The 20,697-nt window shown below is 38.7% G+C and carries 19 protein-coding genes; 12 read left to right on the top strand and 7 right to left on the bottom strand.

The features are described 5' to 3' along the window. Nucleotides 1-59: 59 nt before the first annotated feature. Entirely contained in the window at nt 60-407 is a 348-nt protein-coding gene (locus tag BMW42_RS03060; protein ID WP_092766364.1) for a hypothetical protein, read from the bottom strand. A gap of 114 nt (nt 408-521) precedes the next feature. After that, nucleotides 522-2,060, bottom strand: coding sequence for a threonine ammonia-lyase, biosynthetic (ilvA, locus tag BMW42_RS03055; RefSeq protein WP_092766363.1), 1,539 nt, complete (start codon nt 2,058-2,060; stop codon nt 522-524). Between the two features lie 104 nt (nt 2,061-2,164). Between ilvA and rpiA the strand changes: the two genes are divergently transcribed. From rpiA to BMW42_RS03010, 8 genes are all read left to right on the top strand, one after another. Then, the gene (rpiA, locus tag BMW42_RS03050; RefSeq protein WP_035263693.1) at nt 2,165-2,836 is read left to right on the top strand and encodes a ribose-5-phosphate isomerase RpiA; all 672 of its coding nucleotides are present in this window, start codon (nt 2,165-2,167) and stop codon (nt 2,834-2,836) included. Nucleotides 2,837-2,950: 114 nt separating this feature from the next. Next, nucleotides 2,951-3,634: a M48 family metallopeptidase gene (locus BMW42_RS03045; RefSeq protein ID WP_092766362.1), complete on the top strand. Its 684-nt coding sequence runs from the start codon at nt 2,951-2,953 to the stop codon at nt 3,632-3,634. A 644-nt stretch (nt 3,635-4,278) separates the two neighbouring features. After that, nucleotides 4,279-5,328 (top strand): N-acetyl-gamma-glutamyl-phosphate reductase, encoded by a 1,050-nt coding sequence (gene argC / locus BMW42_RS03035; RefSeq protein WP_092766360.1) that lies wholly within the window; start codon nt 4,279-4,281, stop codon nt 5,326-5,328. A 76-nt stretch (nt 5,329-5,404) separates the two neighbouring features. After that, nucleotides 5,405-6,154, top strand: coding sequence for a DUF6776 family protein (locus BMW42_RS03030; protein ID WP_035263690.1), 750 nt, complete (start codon nt 5,405-5,407; stop codon nt 6,152-6,154). A 16-nt stretch (nt 6,155-6,170) separates the two neighbouring features. Continuing rightward, entirely contained in the window at nt 6,171-6,584 is a 414-nt protein-coding gene (gene clpS / locus BMW42_RS03025) for an ATP-dependent Clp protease adapter ClpS (RefSeq protein WP_035263688.1), read from the top strand. 9 nt (nt 6,585-6,593) lie between these two features. Beyond that, entirely contained in the window at nt 6,594-8,870 is a 2,277-nt protein-coding gene (clpA, locus tag BMW42_RS03020; RefSeq protein ID WP_092766359.1) for an ATP-dependent Clp protease ATP-binding subunit ClpA, read from the top strand. Between the two features lie 61 nt (nt 8,871-8,931). Continuing rightward, nucleotides 8,932-9,285 carry a YnfA family protein gene (locus BMW42_RS03015; protein ID WP_092766358.1) on the top strand — a complete coding sequence of 118 codons (354 nt, stop codon included), beginning with the start codon at nt 8,932-8,934 and terminating at the stop codon, nt 9,283-9,285. Between the two features lie 215 nt (nt 9,286-9,500). Beyond that, nucleotides 9,501-10,793 carry an MFS transporter gene (locus tag BMW42_RS03010; RefSeq protein ID WP_092766357.1) on the top strand — a complete coding sequence of 431 codons (1,293 nt, stop codon included), beginning with the start codon at nt 9,501-9,503 and terminating at the stop codon, nt 10,791-10,793. A gap of 49 nt (nt 10,794-10,842) precedes the next feature. Here the strand turns inward: BMW42_RS03010 and argF are convergent, their stop codons facing one another. After that, nucleotides 10,843-11,763 carry an ornithine carbamoyltransferase gene (gene argF, locus BMW42_RS03005; protein WP_092766356.1) on the bottom strand — a complete coding sequence of 307 codons (921 nt, stop codon included), beginning with the start codon at nt 11,761-11,763 and terminating at the stop codon, nt 10,843-10,845. Nucleotides 11,764-11,881: 118 nt separating this feature from the next. Beyond that, nucleotides 11,882-12,535 carry a TetR/AcrR family transcriptional regulator gene (locus BMW42_RS03000; RefSeq protein WP_092766355.1) on the bottom strand — a complete coding sequence of 218 codons (654 nt, stop codon included), beginning with the start codon at nt 12,533-12,535 and terminating at the stop codon, nt 11,882-11,884. 219 nt (nt 12,536-12,754) lie between these two features. Here BMW42_RS03000 and prpB point away from each other — a divergent pair, with 219 nt between their 5' ends. Both prpB and prpC read left to right on the top strand, forming a co-directional pair. Further along, nucleotides 12,755-13,639, top strand: a complete 885-nt coding sequence (prpB, locus tag BMW42_RS02995) for a methylisocitrate lyase (RefSeq protein WP_092766354.1) — start codon at nt 12,755-12,757, stop codon at nt 13,637-13,639. A gap of 4 nt (nt 13,640-13,643) precedes the next feature. Next, entirely contained in the window at nt 13,644-14,774 is a 1,131-nt protein-coding gene (gene prpC / locus BMW42_RS02990; RefSeq protein WP_092766353.1) for a bifunctional 2-methylcitrate synthase/citrate synthase, read from the top strand. 31 nt (nt 14,775-14,805) lie between these two features. Here the strand turns inward: prpC and BMW42_RS02985 are convergent, their stop codons facing one another. The 3 genes from BMW42_RS02985 to glnL form a co-directional block, all read right to left on the bottom strand. After that, nucleotides 14,806-15,459 (bottom strand): hypothetical protein, encoded by a 654-nt coding sequence (locus BMW42_RS02985; RefSeq protein ID WP_092766352.1) that lies wholly within the window; start codon nt 15,457-15,459, stop codon nt 14,806-14,808. 104 nt (nt 15,460-15,563) lie between these two features. Beyond that, nucleotides 15,564-17,054 carry a nitrogen regulation protein NR(I) gene (gene glnG / locus BMW42_RS02980; RefSeq protein WP_092766351.1) on the bottom strand — a complete coding sequence of 497 codons (1,491 nt, stop codon included), beginning with the start codon at nt 17,052-17,054 and terminating at the stop codon, nt 15,564-15,566. Next, nucleotides 17,041-18,150, bottom strand: coding sequence for a nitrogen regulation protein NR(II) (glnL, locus tag BMW42_RS02975; RefSeq protein WP_092766350.1), 1,110 nt, complete (start codon nt 18,148-18,150; stop codon nt 17,041-17,043). The genes glnG and glnL overlap by 14 nt, the downstream gene beginning before the upstream one ends. Nucleotides 18,151-18,511: 361 nt before the next feature. Between glnL and rimO the strand changes: the two genes are divergently transcribed. Beyond that, nucleotides 18,512-19,855 (top strand): 30S ribosomal protein S12 methylthiotransferase RimO, encoded by a 1,344-nt coding sequence (rimO, locus tag BMW42_RS02970; RefSeq protein WP_035263671.1) that lies wholly within the window; start codon nt 18,512-18,514, stop codon nt 19,853-19,855. 47 nt (nt 19,856-19,902) lie between these two features. Next, a complete protein-coding gene (gene pyrH, locus BMW42_RS02965; protein ID WP_035263670.1) occupies nt 19,903-20,631 on the top strand; it encodes a UMP kinase in 729 nt (242 codons plus the stop codon). Nucleotides 20,632-20,697: the final 66 nt, after the last annotated feature.

Raw genomic sequence — 20,697 nt, 5'->3', positions numbered from 1 at the left:
TTTCGCTTCGACTGAGTTTATCTTGTTGATCTGAGTCGATTCAATTCATTTGTTGAGGATTATTTGTGATCACTATAAAAATAGTAAATCGTAATTGAAATCAATGTCCATGAAAGTGCTAAGTAAATATAAGTTAAATGAATATGATCGATCATAAAGTTAGCATGAACGAAACTTGTCATGAGCACAATTGCCATCATATATATCAACGTCATACGATAACGATAAATAGGTGCTAATCCCAACATGATATAGGGTAGTGCTGCATAACCTAAAAAAATAAAAACTTCGAGAAATTTGCTTAAGGTGGTAACTTCAGGATAAAGATATTTCGAAATAAACAGAATTGCGGAAAAGATGATCCACATGAGAAAAGGAATTACTACAAAACTGAACCATATTTGCATGATTTATCTTAATATCTAAAATTTTAAAGTGATCGTTTTTTCTATCTTTCGATTTTAATTGTATATCAATTATTGAATTAAAAAAGCCTGTCAAAATGACAGGCTGTATTGATTTTATTTGAGGAAACGTTGATAACCAAGATTATTGGTAATTTCTTCGTATGGATAATTGATACTTTCTAATGTTTCAACTAAACCATCAGGGTTTTGTTGTGCATCTTCAGCTTCGAGTCCAACCAATACACGACCTTCAGCCGCACCATGATTACGATAATGGAAAAGGGTAATGTTATGCGTTGGACCAAGACGTTCCAAGAATGTTAATAATGCACCTGGACGTTCAGGAAATTCAACGCGGAATAAACGTTCATTTTCAATATCAGCATGACCACCGATCAGGTAGCGAATATGTAATTTGGCTACTTCATCATCAGATAAGTCATCAACATCGTACTGAAACTTTAATGTCTCGAAGATTTCTTGACGTTCTTTTTCGCCGCTCTTTAAACTAATTCCAACAAATACTTGCGCTGCAGTCGCACTACTTGAACGGTAGTTGAATTCAGTAATATTTCGACCTTGAAGGGCACGACAGAAATTGAGGAATGCACCTTTTTGTTCAGGAATCGTGACAGCAAAAATAGCTTCTTTACGTTCACCTAATTCAGTTCGTTCTGCAATATAACGTAAACGGTCAAAGTTCATATTTGCACCGCATACAATTGAAACGATGTTTTTACCTTCTAAGCCGTGCTCAGCCACATATTTTTTAATACCAGCAAGTGCCATCGCACCTGATGGCTCAACAATACTACGGCATTCATCATAGGTGTCTTTAATTGCTGCGCATATTTCATCAGTATTCACAAGAACAACTTCTGGTTCTACGATTGGACCTGAATTGTCAGATTTTTGCAGACGAATCACTTCGAAAGGTTTTTCACCGATTTGCGCCACAGCTGTACCATCGGCGAATAAACCAACTGAAGGCAGAATCACACGTTCATTTACTTCTAAAGCAGCTTTTAAACAAGCTGACTCGTCATATTCCACAGGAATAACTTTGACATGCGGTGCTACATCACCAAGGTAAGCAGCAACACCTGCAATCAAACCTCCACCACCAACGGCAACAAATACATAATCCACATCTCGCCATTGACGTAAAATTTCATTGGCAATTGTACCTTGACCAGCCATAACGAGTTCATCGTCATAAGGCGGAATAAAAGTCATTCCTTCTTCTTGCGCACGTTGAATTGCGTATTTATTTGCGATGTCAAAAGAATCACCATGAAGTACGACTTCACCACCTAAACGCTTTACAGCTTGGACTTTAATGTCTGGTGTTGTCTTGGGCATCACAATAATCGCGCGAATTCCTAATTTTTTTCCTGAGAGTGCTACGCCTTGAGCATGGTTACCAGCAGAAGCGGTAATGACACCTCGTTCTAGTTGAGCTTTAGGAAGTTGGCTGATTCTGTTATAGGCACCGCGGAGTTTGAAGGAGAATACGGGTTGTAGGTCTTCACGTTTAAAACGAATATTATTGTTAAGACGTTCACTAATTCGTGGTGCCGCTTCGAGTGGGGTTTCGATAGCAACGTCGTATACCGTTGCTTGTAAAATTTGTCGAACCAAACGAGACAGCATGTTAATTTTCCATCTAACAGTTTAAAATAGGCGCTTATTGTAACAAACCATAAGGCTTAGCGGTTTAAAATAACTGCAAAAGTCCAAATTAGTTGAGTGAAGTCATGAGTCTATATGCAACCCAAGATGAGAAAAAACAAGCAGCAGCACAAGCAGCTTTAAAACACTTACCGAAAGGGGGCATTTTAGGCGTAGGCACAGGCAGTACTGTTAACTTTTTGATTGATTTACTTCCTGAACTTCAATTAGAAGCTGCTGTTGCAAGTTCGGAAGCGACTGCGCAGCGTTTGAAGAAGCTGGGCATTGAAGTGGTAGATATGAACTCAGTGGGTGGTCTTGATGCATATGTAGATGGTGCAGATGAGATTGATCGTCATATGCACATGATCAAAGGTGGTGGTGCCGCATTGACACGTGAAAAAATCGTGGCATCGATTGCAAAAAAATTCGTCTGTATCGTAGATGATTCTAAATGGGTAGATCAGTTGGGGCGTGATTTTCCACTTCCTGTTGAAGTGATTCCAATGGCACGTTCTGCTGTTGCTCGTAAAATTGTCTCTTTAGGTGGCGACCCAGCGTACCGTGAAGGTGTAGTGACCGACAATGGTAACGTGATTTTAGACGTGCATAACTTAAATATCTTAAATGCACTTGAGCTTGAAAAAACATTGAATGATATCCCTGGTGTGGTATGTAATGGTATCTTTGCTTTGAATAAAGCAGACATTGCGATTGTTGCGACCAACAATGGTATTGAAGAGCGTACAGCGGTTTAATTTTAACTCCTTGACGAGCTAGTCTCCCCAAACTCCCTCTTTTAAATAGAGGGGCTTTTCTTCCCCCCCTTTCTTAAAGGGGGGCTGATGGGATTTAATAATTAAAGAATAACAATGACTTTATCCGACCTTCCTGATATTGAAATCACCAAAAGTACTCGATCGAAAAGACTACGTCTACGTATAGATGGAACGTCAATTCGTGTGACTGCGCCATGGTTTTGTACCCATAAACAAATACAACAGTTTGTTCAAGATTCAGAAGCTTGGATCGTTCAAACTTGGCAGGCACAACAAAGTAAAATTCAACAGATTGATCGCGTTTTACCTTTATCTTTACAGTTATTTAATTTAGAAAATTCTATTAAAATTCAATATATTCAGCAGAAATTAAACTATAAGTTTGATTCAGTGATGAATGAGCTGAGTGTGAGTGATCGTCAGCCTCAACAATATTTAAAAGCCTTTGTTATTGATTATGCTAAACAGCATCTGCCTGTATATCTGGCTCAAGTATCTGATCAGTGTGGTTTAGCTTATCATGGCTGTAAGATTCGTCAGCCAAAAACGCGGTGGGGAAGTTGTACAGCACGTCATGACATTATGTTGAATAGTGCTTTGGTGCTTTTTCCTGAGGAAATAACACGCTATGTTTGTGTTCATGAATTAGCACATACAAAGCATTTTGATCATAGTGCTCAGTTTTGGGCGGAAGTGGCGAAGTATGATCCAGATTTTAAACTTAACCGAAAAAAATTAAAAATAACGCCGTTGCCATATTGGTGGATGCATAATTAATTATTATGCTGGGATTGCTTTGTCGATATTAAAAAATCAATTGTTTAACGCTAGTCAATTAGTCTGATCTGGCGACTGGTATTCTAAATTTTGGCTATCATGATTGCTCTGTTTGGTTAGTTTGTCTCTAATATGCTCATAAGACGAATTGGTGTGTGTTTTTTGATTCTAATTTTGTCTGTACCTGCTTTAATGCTTTATAGCATCCTCATGTATATTCTACTGAACCCCAGTAATCCTATTCACTATCATTGGATGAACTATATCGCTTTTTGGCGGGGCTATAGCGTGGTTGATATTATTGATCATGGCAACTGTATGGATAAATCAAAAAAGGATTTCTAAATTGCTTTCCGTGAGTGGAGGGTTATGTTCGATATGGGGAGTAACTCCTTTTGTTGTGAAACAGGATCCGATCGTATTTCTTGCTCTCCCAGGGTTTATATTTGCACTATATTTATGCTATTTCAGTTGGCAAGAAAATCAATGAAGTCACATGATAGACTTTATTAGATGCTTAACAGAGCCATCTAAATTATTAAACTTACAAAATAACAGCATTCCCATATGAAAGGGTTCAGAAAGTCACAAGTTCCTGTCATACTACTGCCTGTAACGAATACAGTCATTTAGAGGTAGATATCGTGATTTCAGTTGGTATTGTTGGTGGTACAGGATATACAGGCGTTGAACTTTTGCGTCTTTTGCTGCGACACCCAAATGTTCAAGTGAAAGCACTGACTTCTCGTACTGAGGCTGGTCGTCGTGTCGATGATATGTTTCCAAGTTTACGTGGTCATACCGATCTAGAGTTTTCAGATTTAAGCTTAGATTTATTAAAGTCTTGCGATGTTGTGTTTTTTGCGACACCACATGGTGTAGCAATGAAACACGCTGAAGAATTAGTAGCAGCGAATACAAAAGTAATCGATTTAGCCGCTGACTTTCGTTTGCAGGATTTAGCGCAATTTGAAAAATGGTACGGTATGGAGCATGCTTGTCCAGATTTACTTAAAAATTCAGTGTATGGGCTTTCTGAGCTCAATCGTGAAAAAATTAAAAAAGCTCAAGTGATTGGTAATCCTGGTTGTTATCCAACGACAGTTCAAATTGGTTTGGCGCCTGTACTGAGATCTTCAGAAATATTGGTAAAACCTGAAAGTATTATTATTGATGCAAAATCTGGTGTATCTGGAGCTGGACGCAAAGCAAGTTTGGGCATGATCTATACTGAAAATGCTGATAACTTCAAAGCCTACGGTGTAGCAGGGCATCGCCATCATCCTGAAATTGTTGAAGCGCTTGAAAATATATCGGGACAGAAAGGTGTATTTGACAATATCCTTTTTGTTCCACATTTGGTGCCGATGATTCGTGGCATGTTATCTACAATATATATCGACTTAACAGAAGCAGGTCAGCAAGCCGATTTGCAAACAATTTACGAACAGTTCTACCAAAACGAGCAGTTTGTTGATGTTATGCCGGCAGGAAGTTCACCAGAAACTCGTTCTGTTCGTGGATCAAATGATTTACGTATTGCGTTGTATAAACCACAACCAACAAAGTTAGTCATTTTAGTTGCCCAAGATAACTTGGTGAAAGGTGCAGCAGGACAAGCTGTTCAAAACATGAATTTAATGTTTGGATTTGCGGAAAATGCAGGCCTTAACGTGATTGGTTTATTACCATAAAAAACCTTTTTTGACTTCACACACATTTAACTTTGCAGTTAAATGTGTGTTTTGATTTTATAAATTAGAGATGACGATGCAAAACTCAGAATCAAATAATACGTCACAGCATAAAGATGAAAAAAATATCGGTTTTTTTCAATCGAATAAACCCCTTATGGCGGGTGGGATCATCTTATGTGCAGGCAGTTTACTTCTGGGCTATACGGTTGGTCATCGTCAAGGTCTAACTGTAGTTGGTTATGATGCTGACGCGGAACAATTGGTTGAAGTTGTCGAAAAACAAAAAAAAGAATTATCTGAGCTGAATAAGAAATTAAATACCTCAGTTCAAGAACGTGATGTTGCTGTAACTAACTCAAACGATATGTATGCTGCATTAAATCAAGCCAACGCTGAAAAACTTCAAATTGAAGGTCAGAGTGCGATTTTCCGAGAAGTGCTGAGACAACGTGGTGGATTGAGTTTAACTGTGCAAAATTTAGCTGTTAAGTCGCTTCCAGAAAATGTATATGAATATCAGGTTGATTTAGTTCAAGTCAGTCCGAATAAACGTAAAGCATCTGGTGAAATTGAAATCAGATTAATTCAAGGTACGGAAGTCTTGGTTGTTCCAATTTCAGAAAAATCATTCAATTTCGACCATTATCAGCGATTAACTGGTCGTTGGACCATGCCAAAAGGCTTTACGCCCCAATTTATTGAAATCCGTGTAAAAGGCTCAAGTGCTCAAACCAAGCGCTTTAGTTGGCAACGTGGTGAAGCAATCGAATCAACTGCTGCATTTGCAGCTGAAGTACCGCAAGCTGCGGCAAATTCTCAATAATAGATTATAGAGTGCTATGCGAAGTAATAAACGTCATAAATGTCTCAATGACATTAAATTATCATTTCAACAATCTGGATTGGTGGATTGGCACTTCAATCCACGATTGAGTGATGCACAAAATGATGAAGCCGATGGCGATTTAGCTGTAGCAACAGCACCACCGCAATTTAAGCGACCTCCCTTATACAATGTGGTATTGTTGAATGATGATTACACGCCAATGGATTTTGTAATTGAAATTTTACAACAATACTTTGCATTGAATCTTGACCAAGCTACCGAAGTAATGCTAACAGTACATTATCAAGGGAAAGGTATCGCAGGTGTCTATCCTAGAGACATTGCTGAAACCAAGGCGAATCAAGTCAACAATTATGCGCGCTCTCAAAGTCATCCATTGCTTTGCCAGATCGAGCCACAAGAATAAGGGGATCACATGCTCAGTCGTCAATTAGAAGTATCACTGCGTTTGGCTGTTAGCATGGCTCGTCAAAAGAGACATGAGTTTCTTACAGTTGAACATTTGTTACTCGCACTTTTAGATAATGATTCTGCCGTGAATGCACTAAAAGCCTGCGGTGCAGAAATTGTCAGTTTGCGTAAAGAACTTGAAGAGTATGTAGAGCAACATACGCCTAAATTAGGCGATAATGCTGAGCAAGCGCCTCATCCTACAGAAAGCTTTGATCGTATATTGCAACGTGCAATTTTCCATGTTCAGTCTAGTGGTGGAGATCGGACAGTTGAAGGTGCAGATGTACTGGTTGCAATGTACTCAGAAAGAGATTCATTTGCGGTTTATTTGCTAAAACGCCACCAAATCAATCGTCTTACTTTAACTCAATATCTTTCACACGGTGCGCGTAAGGAAGATGTTCCAGCTGAAGAAGAAACGGATGACTTAGATGGTGAAAACTCAGCCTCAGCAAATGCAGGTCCATTAGAACTTTATACCCTAAATCTCAATGCAGAAGCTTTAAAGGGTAAAACCGATCCTTTGATTGGTCGTGAAAAAGAAATTGAGCGTGCAGCTCAAATTCTATGTCGACGTCGTAAAAACAATCCGCTTTTGGTGGGTGATCCAGGTGTGGGTAAAACATCCATAGCAGAAGGTTTGGCTTGGCTGATTGTTAACCATAAAGCACCAAAGCCACTGCTGAATGCGGAAATCTATAGTTTAGATATCGGTGCACTTGTTGCAGGTACAAAATACCGTGGTGACTTTGAGAAACGATTAAAGCAATTGTTAAATGCCCTAAAGAAGAAGCCCGAAGCAATTTTGTTTATTGATGAAATTCATATGATCATTGGTGCAGGCTCAAGTATGGGTAGCACTATGGATGCATCGAATTTAATCAAACCTGCATTGGCAAATGGTACTTTACGTTGCATTGGCTCAACAACGTTTCAAGAATATCGTCAAGTTTTTGAAAAAGATCATGCATTATCACGCCGTTTCCAAAAAATTGATGTTAATGAGCCATCAATTAATGAAACAATTGATATTCTTCGTGGACTCAAGTCTAAATTTGAAGAATTTCATAAAGTTCAATATGATGATGCAGCTCTTGTTTCTGCAGTTGAGTTATCGGCTAAATTTATCAATGATCGCTTCCTCCCAGATAAAGCGATTGACGTAATAGATGAAGCAGGGGCACAACGACGTTTGAGAGCTGATCAAGATAACACTTTGATTACAGTTGAAAATATTGAAGATATTGTTTCGAAAATTGCACGAATTCCACCTAAAACTGTGTCTAAAGATGATAAATCTGTACTTGAGCACTTAGAGCGTGATCTTAAACGAGTTGTATTTGGTCAAGATGAGGCGATTACCGCATTATCCTCTGCAATTAAATTGTCACGAGCTGGGCTTAAAGCACCAGATAAGCCAGTTGGTAGTTTTGTATTTGCAGGACCTACTGGTGTAGGTAAAACAGAGGTAACAAAACAACTTGCAAAACTACTCGGTGTTGAACTAGTTAGATTTGATATGTCTGAATATATGGAACGCCATGCGGTTTCACGTTTAATTGGTGCACCTCCAGGTTATGTTGGTTTTGATCAAGGTGGCTTACTGACTGACGCAATACATAAAAATCCACATTGTGTATTGTTATTGGATGAGATTGAAAAGGCACATCCTGATGTGTTTAATTTATTGCTGCAAGTCATGGATCATGGTTCATTAACTGATAATAATGGTCGTAAGTCAGACTTCAGAAATGTCATTATTGTGTTAACAACGAATATTGGCGCTGAAAGTATTTCCCGTACAAGTATTGGTTTTACAGAGCAAGATAATAGTCGTGATAATCAGGAAGCAATGAAGAAGGCATTTACACCAGAGTTTAGAAACCGCTTAGATGGGGTTATTCAATTTAAAGCTCTACCTACGACAGTAATCGATTCTGTAGTAGATAAATTCCTTACAGAACTTCAAGCTCAACTTGATGACAAAAAAGTTGTTTTAGAAGTAGATCAGTCTGCACGAGATTGGTTAAGTGAAAATGGTTATGATCGTTTGATGGGTGCTCGTCCAATGCAGCGTTTGATTCAAGAGCATTTGAAAAAGCCGCTTGCTGAAATGATTTTATTTGGTGAGCTGGCTGAAAACGGCGGTAATGTAGCAGTAACAGTTAAAAAAGAAGATGGCAAAGCTGTTGGATTAAAGTTGGAAGTATTTGAAGATTCTGCAGCTGAACCAGCATAGTGTGTTATTAATTGTATTAAAGCCCGTTTATTTAAACGGGCTTTAATTTTTGGGTGAAAGTATGGACATACAAGTTACAAAAGTAATATCTACGACAGCTTTATTTTTTCTAACAGCACTGATGGAAATATTAGGGTGTTACTTTCCATATTTGATCCTAAATCAAGGGCGTTCGCATTGGTTGTGGCTACCCACTTTTGTCGCACTCGCTGCTTTTGTGTGGTTATTGACTTTGCATCCAGCAGCATCAGGTCGAATATATGCTGCATATGGAGGTATTTATATTTGTTCGGCATTGTTGTGGTTAAAGTTTGTGGATCAAATGGATCTTACTAAATGGGATATCATTGGTGGCGGAGTGGTTATTTTCGGGGCGCTGATTATCATTTTACAGCCACAAGGCTTAATTCGGTGAGTTGTTATAGGAGAAAGTCTGTTTAATTAAATTAATAATAAATCGACCTTGAATATTTTTGAGAAAAATTTAGAAGCCTATTTAATAAAATTTACATAAAGGCTTTTTAAATTGGCATGAAATAGGCATATATTTTCCGCCTATAATTTTGAAATGCTTCAGAGTTTCATCATTATTCGACAATAAACAATGTAATTAGAATAAGGATTTTTCATTTGTCTACAACATATTCCAAGCAAGAAAAAACCAGCCGTATCAAAGGAATTATTGGTGCAGCTTCTGGTAATTTAGTTGAATGGTTTGATTTTTATATATATGCAGTATTTGCTGTATATTTTACCCAAGCTTTAACTGCGCCAGATATGGATAGTTCTACCCAAGCCATCTATGTGTGGGGTGTATTTGCAGCAAGCTTTTTTATGCGACCTATCGGTAGTTGGCTTTTTGGTCGAATTGCAGATAAACACGGTCGAAAAAAATCAATGGTCATCTCAATTATATTGATGGCTATAAGTTCTTTCATGTTTGCAGCGTTACCAACGTATGAGCAAGTGGGTATGGCTGCACCGTTTTTATTATTAATGGTTCGATTGCTTCAAGGCTTATCCGTTGGTGGTGAATATGGTGCTGTGGCGACTTATATGAGTGAATTGGGTTTAAAAGGTCAACGTGGCTTTTTTTCATCATTTCAATACGTAACGCTCACGGGTGGTCAACTCCTTGCAAGTTTATTGGGTGTAATATTCTTAGCTTTTATGTCTGAACAGCAGCTTTATGATGGGGGATGGCGAATTCCATTTATTATTGGTGGTGTTGCAGCAATTTTATCTTTATTAGCGAGAAGTAGATTAGAAGAGACTTTATCCAGTGATGAAAGTGATAAAGAAGATTCTGGTACACTTCGTGAGCTTTTTAAAAATCACTGGAAAACTTTCCTTTTGGTAGTTGGTTATACTTCAGCAGGCTCTCTTAGTTTCTATGTGATTACAGTTTACTCAAAAACTTACCTTACCAATATTGGAATAGATCCTAAAACGGTAGGGTTGATGATGACAGCCTGCATTTTTGTACTCATGGTGGCGCAACCATTCTTTGGTGCATTGTCAGATCGTATTGGTCGCAGAAATTCTATGCTGTTATTTAGTGGTCTGATGGCTATATTTATCTATCCAGTCATGGCAATCGGGATGAGATATTTCAGCGAAACTCCATTCATTGTCGCGATGCTACTGATTTTCCTTATGTTGTTGCTTAGTTTGTATACCTCTATTGGCGGTATTGTAAAAGCTGAAATGTTTCCTCCGCATGTTCGTGCGTTGGGTGTAGGTTTCTCTTATGCGATAGGTAATGCTGTATTTGGTGGTTCTGCGCCGTCTGTTGCCTTGCAGTTTAAGGCGGCAGGAATTGAAAATTCATTTTTTATTTACGTGATCATTATTTTAATCGTATGTTTCTTTTGTAGTTGGCAACTTCCAAAAGAACCTAAATATTTAAAAGATGACCATTAAGATTTAGAAAATAAAAAAGCACCCGAGGGTGCTTTTTTAGTAGATGGGATTAATCTTTTTTTAAGCTTTCATTGATGAGGAACTCAACAAGTGCTTTTTGAGCGTGAAGGCGGTTTTCAGCTTCATCCCATACCACAGCATTTTTGTGATCTAGCATATTTTCTGAAATTTCTTCACCACGATGGGCAGGCAAACAGTGCATAAATAAACAGTCTGGATGAGCTAGATCCATTAATCGTTCGTTGACTTGAAAATCAGCAAAAGCTTTTTCACGAATTTTTTGCTCTTCTTCTTGTCCCATGCTGGCCCAAACATCAGTGACGATAAGGTCAGCATTCACTGCAGCATCTTCAGCAGAGTCTACAACTTCGGCGCAGTGCGCGAATTCAGACAGAAATTCAGGTTTTGGTTCATAACCTTTTGGTGATGCAATCTTGAGTTTAAAGCCCCACATATGTGCAGCTTCGATATATGAGTTACACATATTATTACCATCACCAATCCACGCAACGGTTTTGCCTTGGATAGCGCCACGGTGTTCTACGAATGTTTGAACATCAGCAAGCAATTGGCAAGGGTGGTGATCATCGGTCAGTGCATTAATAACTGGAACTTTAGAATATTCTGCAAAACGTGTGACGATATCGTGGCCAAAAGTACGAATCATCACAATATCAAGCATGCTTGAAATAACGCGAGCTGAATCTTCAATCGGTTCGCCGCGACCTAATTGTGTATCGCGAGATGAGAGGAAAATTGCACTACCACCAAATTGGGTCATACCAGCTTCAAAAGAAACACGGGTACGTGTGCTCGATTTTTCAAAAATCATTCCCATTACTTTACCAACAAAGGGTTGGTAGACTTCATGATTATGCTGCATGCGTTTTAATTCTATAGCACGATCAATAATGCGATTTAATTCTGCAGTTGAAAGGTCACGTAAAGTAAGAAAATGTCGTAGAGCCATGGTTACTCCACAATCATTGTTTCGTCAAAAAAGTGAATGAGACGACCAATAATTGTTGGTTGATGAAAAAAAACGAGAATCGACTAATATACTATATGTAAAGAGAATTGCAAAAAAACTAGACTTTTTGGTGCCCATCTAGGAAGCGATCGACAGAATAGCTGATGTATTCGATGGTTTCTTGATCGGTTTCAAGTACTGGTATCCCCATTAAAATTTTCCATTCTAAATTTCTTAAGATTCCAAAATATAATTGAGCAGAAAATAAAGGATTTTCACATTTTAACACACCAAGTTTATGCGCATTTTCTAATGCATTTGCGATCGCTAACTGGATATGTTTAGGGCCTTTTTCGTGCAAATAAAGAGCAAGTTCTGGATTTTTTTGGGATTGCTCAATCACGAGGCGCATAAAGGCAGTATGATCTTCTTTTTTAATGTGGCGATGAAAGTTAAGTAGTGTATGTATCAGATAAGATCTAAAATCGCCATGATCTGGATCATATGCAACACAGATATCTTTAAAAAAGAGTTCACGTCGATAATCACATATAGCAGTAAAAAGGCCTTCTTTGCCGCCAAAATATTTATAAATAGATGCTTTGGAGCCTCCAGCATGTTGAACAATATCATCCAAAGACACAGCATCGTAGCCACGTTCCAAGAATAGCGTATTGGCGCTTAGCAATAATGCTAAACGTCGTTCTTGACCACGGCGAGTATGGGGCATATCACAACCAGAAGTTTCAATATGCGGAAATGGATGTTGCATGCAGTAACAATAGCGAAAAATGAAATTGAAGATGGAGTATAACAAATTAAAGCACTTAACGCCTGACACTCAAAATAATAACAAAATCAAAAAATGAATGATAATTCATTTTTATATGACTAAAGTTTTAGAGCAAAAATACTAAACGGTCATATATCAAACTAAATTTATAGATATACTAAAAACTCGATAATTATAGTAAACACTGTGGAAAGGAATATGACAGAACAATCGTCTGCAGGCTTAAGATTTAGACAAGCATTAGAAGTGGAAAAGCCATTACAAATCATCGGAACTGTAAATGCATATGCAGCAATGATGGCAAAACAAGTTGGCTATAAAGCAATTTATCTATCAGGCGCAGGTGTTGCAAACTATTCCTATGGTCTTCCTGATTTGGGAATGACGAGTTTAGATAATGTGCTTGAAGATGTTCGTCGTATCACTGAACGTGTAGATACGCCTTTGCTTGTGGATATTGATACAGGTTGGGGCGGTGCATTTAATATCGCACGAAGTATCAAGCAAATGATCGCTGCTGGAGCTGCTGCTGTTCATATTGAAGACCAAGTTGCGCAAAAACGCTGCGGACATCGTCCGAATAAAGAAATTGTGTCACAACAAGAAATGGCAGACCGTATTAAGGCTGCTGTTGATGCAAAAACTGATTCTAATTTCGTGGTCATGGCACGTACGGATGCGCTGCAAAAAGAAGGGCTTCAAGCCGTCATTGATCGTGCATGTGCATGTGTTGAAGCTGGAGCTGATGCTATTTTTGCGGAAGCGATGACTGATATAACGATGTATAAAACAGTCTGTGATGCTGTAGGTGTGCCTGTGCTAGCGAATATCACTGAATTTGGTGATACCCCTTATTATACGACCGAAGAGCTAGCAGAACAGGGAATTTCTATGGTGTTATACCCATTGTCTGCGACACGTGCGATGCAGAAAGCAGCATTAGAAGTGATGCATTCTATTCGTAAAGACGGCACGCAAGTGAATGTTATTGATAAAATGCAACAACGAAAAGAATTATACGAGTTCCTTGATTATCATACTTTCGAAAACACACTAGATAAGCTATTCACTCAGGAGAAATAAAAAAATGGCTGAAGGAAAAGTATTGACTGGCGCAGGATTGCGTGGACAAGTCGCAGGTAAAACAGCACTTTCAACCGTTGGGAAAAGTGGTGCAGGCTTAACATATCGTGGTTATGATGTTCAGGATTTGGCGGAAAATTGCCAATTTGAAGAAGTTGCATATTTAATTTTCTTTGGTGAACTACCTACGGCGCAACAACTTGCGGACTATAAAGCAAAACTAAAATCACTGAGAGCATTACCACAAGCACTAAAAGAAGTGCTTGAGCGTATTCCAGCAGATTCACATCCTATGGATGTTATGCGTACAGGTGTTTCTATGTTGGGTAACTTAGAAACAGAACAGTCCTTTGGTGAACAGCAAGATATAGCTGATCGTATTTTGGCAACATTGCCAGCCATTATTTGTTATTGGTATCGATATAGCCATGATGGTGTTCGTATCGAAGAAAATACTGATGACGACTCAATTGGTGCTCAATTCTTGCATTTATTGCGTGGCGAAAAACCTAATGAATTGCATGAACAAGTCATGAATGTTTCTTTAATTCTCTATGCAGAACATGAATTTAACGCTTCAACATTTACGGCACGTGTGTGTGCTTCGACGTTATCAGATTTACATTCGTGTATTACAGGTGCGATTGGTTCTTTGCGTGGTCCACTGCATGGCGGTGCAAATGAAGCGGCAATGGATATGATTGAGCAATGGAAATCTCCTGAAGAAGCTGAGCGCGAAATGCTGGGTATGCTCGAACGCAAAGAAAAAATCATGGGCTTTGGTCATGCAATTTACAAAGACAATGATCCACGTAATGGGATTATTAAGGTATGGTCTGAGCGCTTGGCTAAGGACGTAGGAGATACTGTTTTATATCCAGTATCAGTACGTTGTGAAGAAGTCATGTGGCGAGAGAAAAAATTATTCTGTAATGCTGATTTCTTCCATGCTTCTGCTTATCACTTTATGGGTATACCAACGAAACTATTCACGCCAATTTTTGTGATGTCTCGTGTAACAGGATGGGCGGCACATGTGATGGAGCAACGTGCGGACAACCGTATTATTCGCCCAAGTGCGGATTACACAGGACCTGAATTGCGCAAAGTTGTACCAATTGAACAACGTGCTTGAAAAGCATAAAAAAAGCTCCTTCGGGAGCTTTTTATTTTGTTGAGCTGAGTAAAATGGCATCTTGTTTTTCGTAGCCTGTTTCAGTAGGAATACCCATATAACTAATAACTGCAACGCGATAATTGGGGAAAGTGTGAGGAAATGCGTAAAGTTTTTTGATCTGAGGTAAATTACGATGATATCGAATATTCTCGAATTGTTGACTTTTATACTTTGAAGGATCAGAGCTTTGGCTGAGTTGTACCTGAGATTGGAATTTACTTACTTTAATTTCAGGCACGTTTAACCAAAAATTTCCAGTCTGTTCTCTTTGTCTATTGAATTTTAGTTTAGCAGTCTTGGGACTTAATGGTGTTGGTTTGACAAGGCGAGCTTGAATACTTTGAATTTTGCGTAGCGTATGCTGAATTTCAGTAATGTGATTTCGGCTATTTAATGGGGTATAAATGGATTGAACCTCAATCGCTTTATGTGGGTTTCTGCTGTTGAGCAAATAATAATAGAGTGTTGGTAGTCGACCAGATTCATCATGGTAATGGCGTAAATAATATATTTTATGATCTTTAATATCTGAACCTAGTACTTCTATTGTCTCCGGACCGCTGACTGTGGCAAAGGAGGGTGAAGAAATAAGGCAGAAGATGATACCTAGATAAGTTTTATGCTTTAAGTGATTATTGTTCATTTGGACTCATCTTTTTGTATTTTATATTGAGCATGATTTAAAATTTTAGAATTATGATGAAGAATAGGTTAATCAATTGTGTTGATTAACCTAAATCTAGAAGTTTACTCGGCAGTAGTGCTTACAACTTCATCTTCATCATCTTCAGCAGTATCCATTCCTAATTCTTTTAGCTTACGAGTCAAGGTATTGCGACCCCAACCTAAAAGCTCAGCAGCATGGCGTTTTCTTCCTCGAGTTTGTTGTAGTGCCGCATTAATTAAGGTGCGTTCAAACATAGGCGTGGCGATATCCAATAATTTCATTTCACCATTTTTGAGTTTTTGTACAGCCCACTGACTAAGCAACTCATCCCAATGCTGAATAGCGATACGATCTGCTTGATTGTGTGGATGATTTGGATCATCAGATTTTTGGATTGGTAGTTGTTTTAACTCAGAAGGAAGATCTTCTGGGTAAACCTCTCGTCCAGTAATCATCACTGTCAGCCAGCGACATGTGTTTTCAAGTTGACGTACATTACCTTGCCAAGGCAACTGTTTCATGTATTCAACAGTTTCTGTACGTAAAATCTTTGGACTTACACCAAGTTCTTTACCTGCTCGTGCAAGAAAGTGTTGTGCGAGCATCGGAATGTCTTCCGAGCGGTGAGCAAGTTTAGGAATATGAATACGAATTACATTCAGACGATGATAAAGATCCTCACGGAAGCGTCCATCATGTACTAATTTTTCTAGATCTTGGTGAGTCGCAGCGACAATGCGGACATCAACACGCACTGGAATGTGTCCACCGACGCGATAAAACTCGCCATCAGCTAAAACACGCAATAAACGCGTTTGGGTTTCGAATGGCATGTCCCCAATTTCATCAAGGAATAATGTACCGCCATTGGCTTGCTCAAAACGACCTTGTCGCTGAGTATTAGCGCCAGTGAATGCACCTTTTTCATGACCAAATAATTCAGTTTCAATCAAATCTTTCGGAATGGCAGCCATATTAAGCGCAATAAAAGGCTTGCTGCTACGTGGTGAATGACGATGCAATGCATGAGCGACTAACTCTTTACCTGTACCTGACTCACCATTAATCAATACTGTAATGTGTGATTGTGACAAACGTCCAATTGCTCGGAAGACTTCCTGCATTGCAGGAGACTCTCCAATGATCTCAGTTGATTGAATTGGCTGTACGATTGATTTCGCAGATTCTTGTTGTTGAAGCTTATTAATGTGCATGATGGCACGATTGACAAGTGCTAGAGCCTCATCAATATCAAATGGTTTTGGTAAATATTCAAAAGCACCTGTTTGATAGCTTGATACTGCTGACTCTAGATCCGAATGTGCCGTCATGATGATCACAGGTAGATCAGGATAATGACCTTTGACTTTAGCGAGAAAGGTAAGACCATCAATTCCTGGCATACGTATATCAGTCAAAATTACATCAGGTGTATCATCAAGTAACTGATCCAGTGCAGATTGAGCTTCTTCGAAACTGGTAACATCTAAACCTTCTTCTTTAAATGTTTTTTCTAGAACCCAACGCATGGCGCGATCGTCATCTATTATCCAAATTTTATTTCGCGACATGGTTTAACTCCCAAGGTATATAAAGACTAAATACGGTTTTGCCCGGAACGGATTGGCATTCAATCATTCCATTGTGTTGATGCATAATATTTTGCGCGATGCTCAGACCTAAGCCTGTTCCTTTAGCGCGTCCTGTGACTAATGGATAAAATACGGACTCCAAAATTTCTTCTGGAACACCAGGGCCGTTATCTTCGATATCAATTCGAACGGTTGAGCGGTGTAAAGTTCCGTTAATCGTGACAAGGCGATGAATACGTGTACGCAGGGTTAATTCAGGTTGAGTGTCTTGAAAAAACTCATTGTTTTCAGTCATGGCTTGAACAGCATTTACACTGATATTCAACATCACTTGAATAAGTTGATCCCGATCTGCTTCAACATCAGGTAAGGAAAGATCATAATCACGAGTAATTTTAATTTTCTTTTTTGTTTGATTCACAATTAACGAACGAACACGCTCCAAAGGCTCGTGAACATTTACAGGTTCATAGCTTGGTAACTGCCGAGAGCCGAGCATTGTGTCAGCAAGATTTCTCAGGCGATCTACTTCACTAATAATAATGTCCGTAAATTCTTTATATTCAGGGTCATTTAAACTACGTGCCAATAATTGAGTTGCGCCACGTATGCCCCCTAATGGATTCTTAATCTCATGCGCGACACCTCTGATTAATTGGCGTGCGACCTGATGTTGTTGAATAAAATTTTCTTCTTTAGAAATTTTCAACATTCGATCAATTGGATTGAGTTCAATCAGAAGGAGGGGGTGATAACTTTTGCCAGTGTTAAGTTGGGCAACAGAATAGTCAACATGTACATCTTTAAAGTTCACAATAATAGTCGCTTCACGGCGGGTATAAGCTTGCCCCGTGAGTAATGTATTTGTGAGTGCTTCTTCAGTGTTAAATGAATCACCTGGAGATTGTAAAATACTGAGCACAGATTGACCTGATGCTCTTAATAAACTGATATCAAAGAGTGCTTCACATGAGGAATTTAAATAAAAAATATTTAATTCACTATCGACTAAAAGTATCGCAGTGCTCAAGTTGTCTACGAGTAAACGGTAATCAATCGTTGGTTGTTGATTCATTAACCTTAAAATCCTGTCTTAAAATAGAGCAATTGCATCTATGTATTTTTCCATCACTGCTCACAAAGAGGGAGTTATTTAATTTTAACGTCTTCAAATAAAGCAAAATATGAGCCAACTTTGTTTGAAATCGTTAAAAACAACTAAAATGAACTCATTTATTAAGAAAAAAAGCGCGAAGCGATTGCAAAATATTCATGCAAAGTTGGGTTTATTTAATAATGCATCATATTGGTGCGATTGCAATATTTTTTAAAATTTATGGGAATATTTTGGTGCGTTATGCAAAGAGTGGGGTTTTCAACTGTTTTTATGAATTGAAAAGACATACAATACGCGGATTCTAGTGGAGCGCAGATTCATGAAATCCCCCAAAGTCGGTTTTGTTTCTTTAGGTTGTCCTAAGGCATTGGTAGATTCCGAGCGAATTCTTACTCAGTTAAAAACTGAAGGTTATGATGTAGCGTCGGATTATGACGGTGCTGATTTAGTTGTTGTTAATACCTGTGGTTTTATTGAATCTGCAGTACAAGAGTCATTAGACGCGATTGGTGAGGCGATGAGTGCGAACGGTCGCGTCATCGTGACAGGTTGTTTGGGTAAAGATGAAGAAAAAATTCGTCAAATGCATCCAAACGTACTTAAAGTTACTGGTGCAGCAGCTTATCAAGAAGTAATGGAAGCTGTGCATCAATATGTTCCTGAACCTCCTAAACATAATCCGTTTATTGATCTTGTGCCAGAACAAGGTATTCGATTAACACCAAAACATTATGCATATTTGAAAATATCTGAAGGCTGTAACCACCGTTGTACCTTCTGTATTATTCCAAGTATGCGTGGCGATCTGGTATCTCGCCCAGTTGGTTCTGTATTAGAAGAAGCGGCGGCTTTAAAACGATCTGGTGTAAAGGAAGTCTTGGTTATTTCTCAAGATACTTCGGCATATGGTGTAGATACAAAATACAAGCTTGATTTTTGGAATGGTCAGCCTGTAAAAACTAAGTTCTATGATATGTGTGAAGCATTAGGTCAATTGGGTATTTGGGTGCGTCTGCATTATGTCTACCCATATCCACATGTTGATGCGGTTATCGATTTGATGGCACAGGGTAAGATCTTGCCTTACTTAGATATTCCATTCCAACACGCTAGCCCTAAAATTTTAAAACTGATGAAGCGTCCAGCGCATAGTGAAAACACGCTAGAGCGTTTAAAAGTTTGGCGTGAAAAGTGTCCTGATTTAGTCATTCGTTCTACATTTGTTGTTGGCTTCCCGGGTGAAACTGAAGAAGATTTCGTGCAACTTCTAGATTGGTTGAAAGAAGCTCAGCTCGATCGCGTTGGTTGTTTTACATACTCTCCAGTTGAAGGTGCAACTGCAAATGATCTGCCAGATCATGTGCCTGAAGAAATTAAACAGGAACGCTACGAACGCTTTATGCAGGTTCAGCAAGAAATTTCTGCTGCAAAGCTACAAAAGCGTATTGGTCAAACCATGACCGTGCTGGTTGATGATCTAGAAGAAGAGTTTCCAGTTGCAGTGGCGCGTTCTTATGCAGATGCTCCAGAAATTGATGGAAATGTCTTTGTAGAAGATATTGATAAGAGCAAGATTAAAGCAGGTGATTTACTGGTTGTTAAAATCACTGATGCGGATGAATACGACCTTTATGCAGAATTGATTGAAATTAAAACCGCATAATTGTTTGAAGTAATACATATAAATGAATTCGGATATTGGAGTTTGTAATGTTAGATTCTAAAAAACCACGCTTTGGTCGTATTCTGCTAAAACTTTCGGGTGAAGCGCTAGCAGGCAATAAAGATATGGGTATCGACGCACAAGTGCTTGATCAAATGTCTTTATCTATTGCTCACTTGGTTGGTCTAGGTGTGCAAGTTGGTATCGTTGTGGGTGGTGGTAACCTTTATCGTGGTAGCCAATTACAGCAAGATGGGTTGGTTGGTCGCGTAACAGGTGATCAAATGGGTATGCTAGCAACTGTGATGAACGGTTTGGCGCTACGAGATGCATTGGTACGTCGTAATATTAAAACCCGTTTAATGTCAGCATTACCAATCGGTACAGTTGTAGAATCATATTCTAGCCGTGATGCGATTCGTCATTTAAATAATGGTGAAGTTTGTGTGTTTGTGGCGGGTACTGGTAATCCATTCTTTACGACAGATACCGCTGCTTGCTTACGTGGTATTGAGATTGAGGCCAACTTAATTCTTAAAGCGACGAAGGTAGATGGTGTCTACAATAAAGATCCAAGCAAATATGAAGATGCTGTTAAATATGATGCATTAACATTCGACCAAGTCTTAGATGAGAAACTTGGTGTAATGGATTTAACCGCGATTTGCTTATGCCGTGACCATAATGTTCCACTTCAAGTATTCGATATGAATAAATCAGGTGCGTTATTGTCAGTGGTTATGGGTGAAAAAGAAGGTACTCACGTTACTAATTGATGTACGTGGCTTTCAAAGCTATTTATACTAAACACTATTTTGATTTAAATTTTGAGAATTAGGTAA

The organism is Acinetobacter sp. DSM 11652 (genome assembly GCF_900109815.1).
In the GTDB taxonomy this organism is placed as follows: domain Bacteria; phylum Pseudomonadota; class Gammaproteobacteria; order Pseudomonadales; family Moraxellaceae; genus Acinetobacter.
Note: the sequence above shows the minus strand (reverse complement) of the source record. Positions and strands in the feature narration are given on the sequence as shown.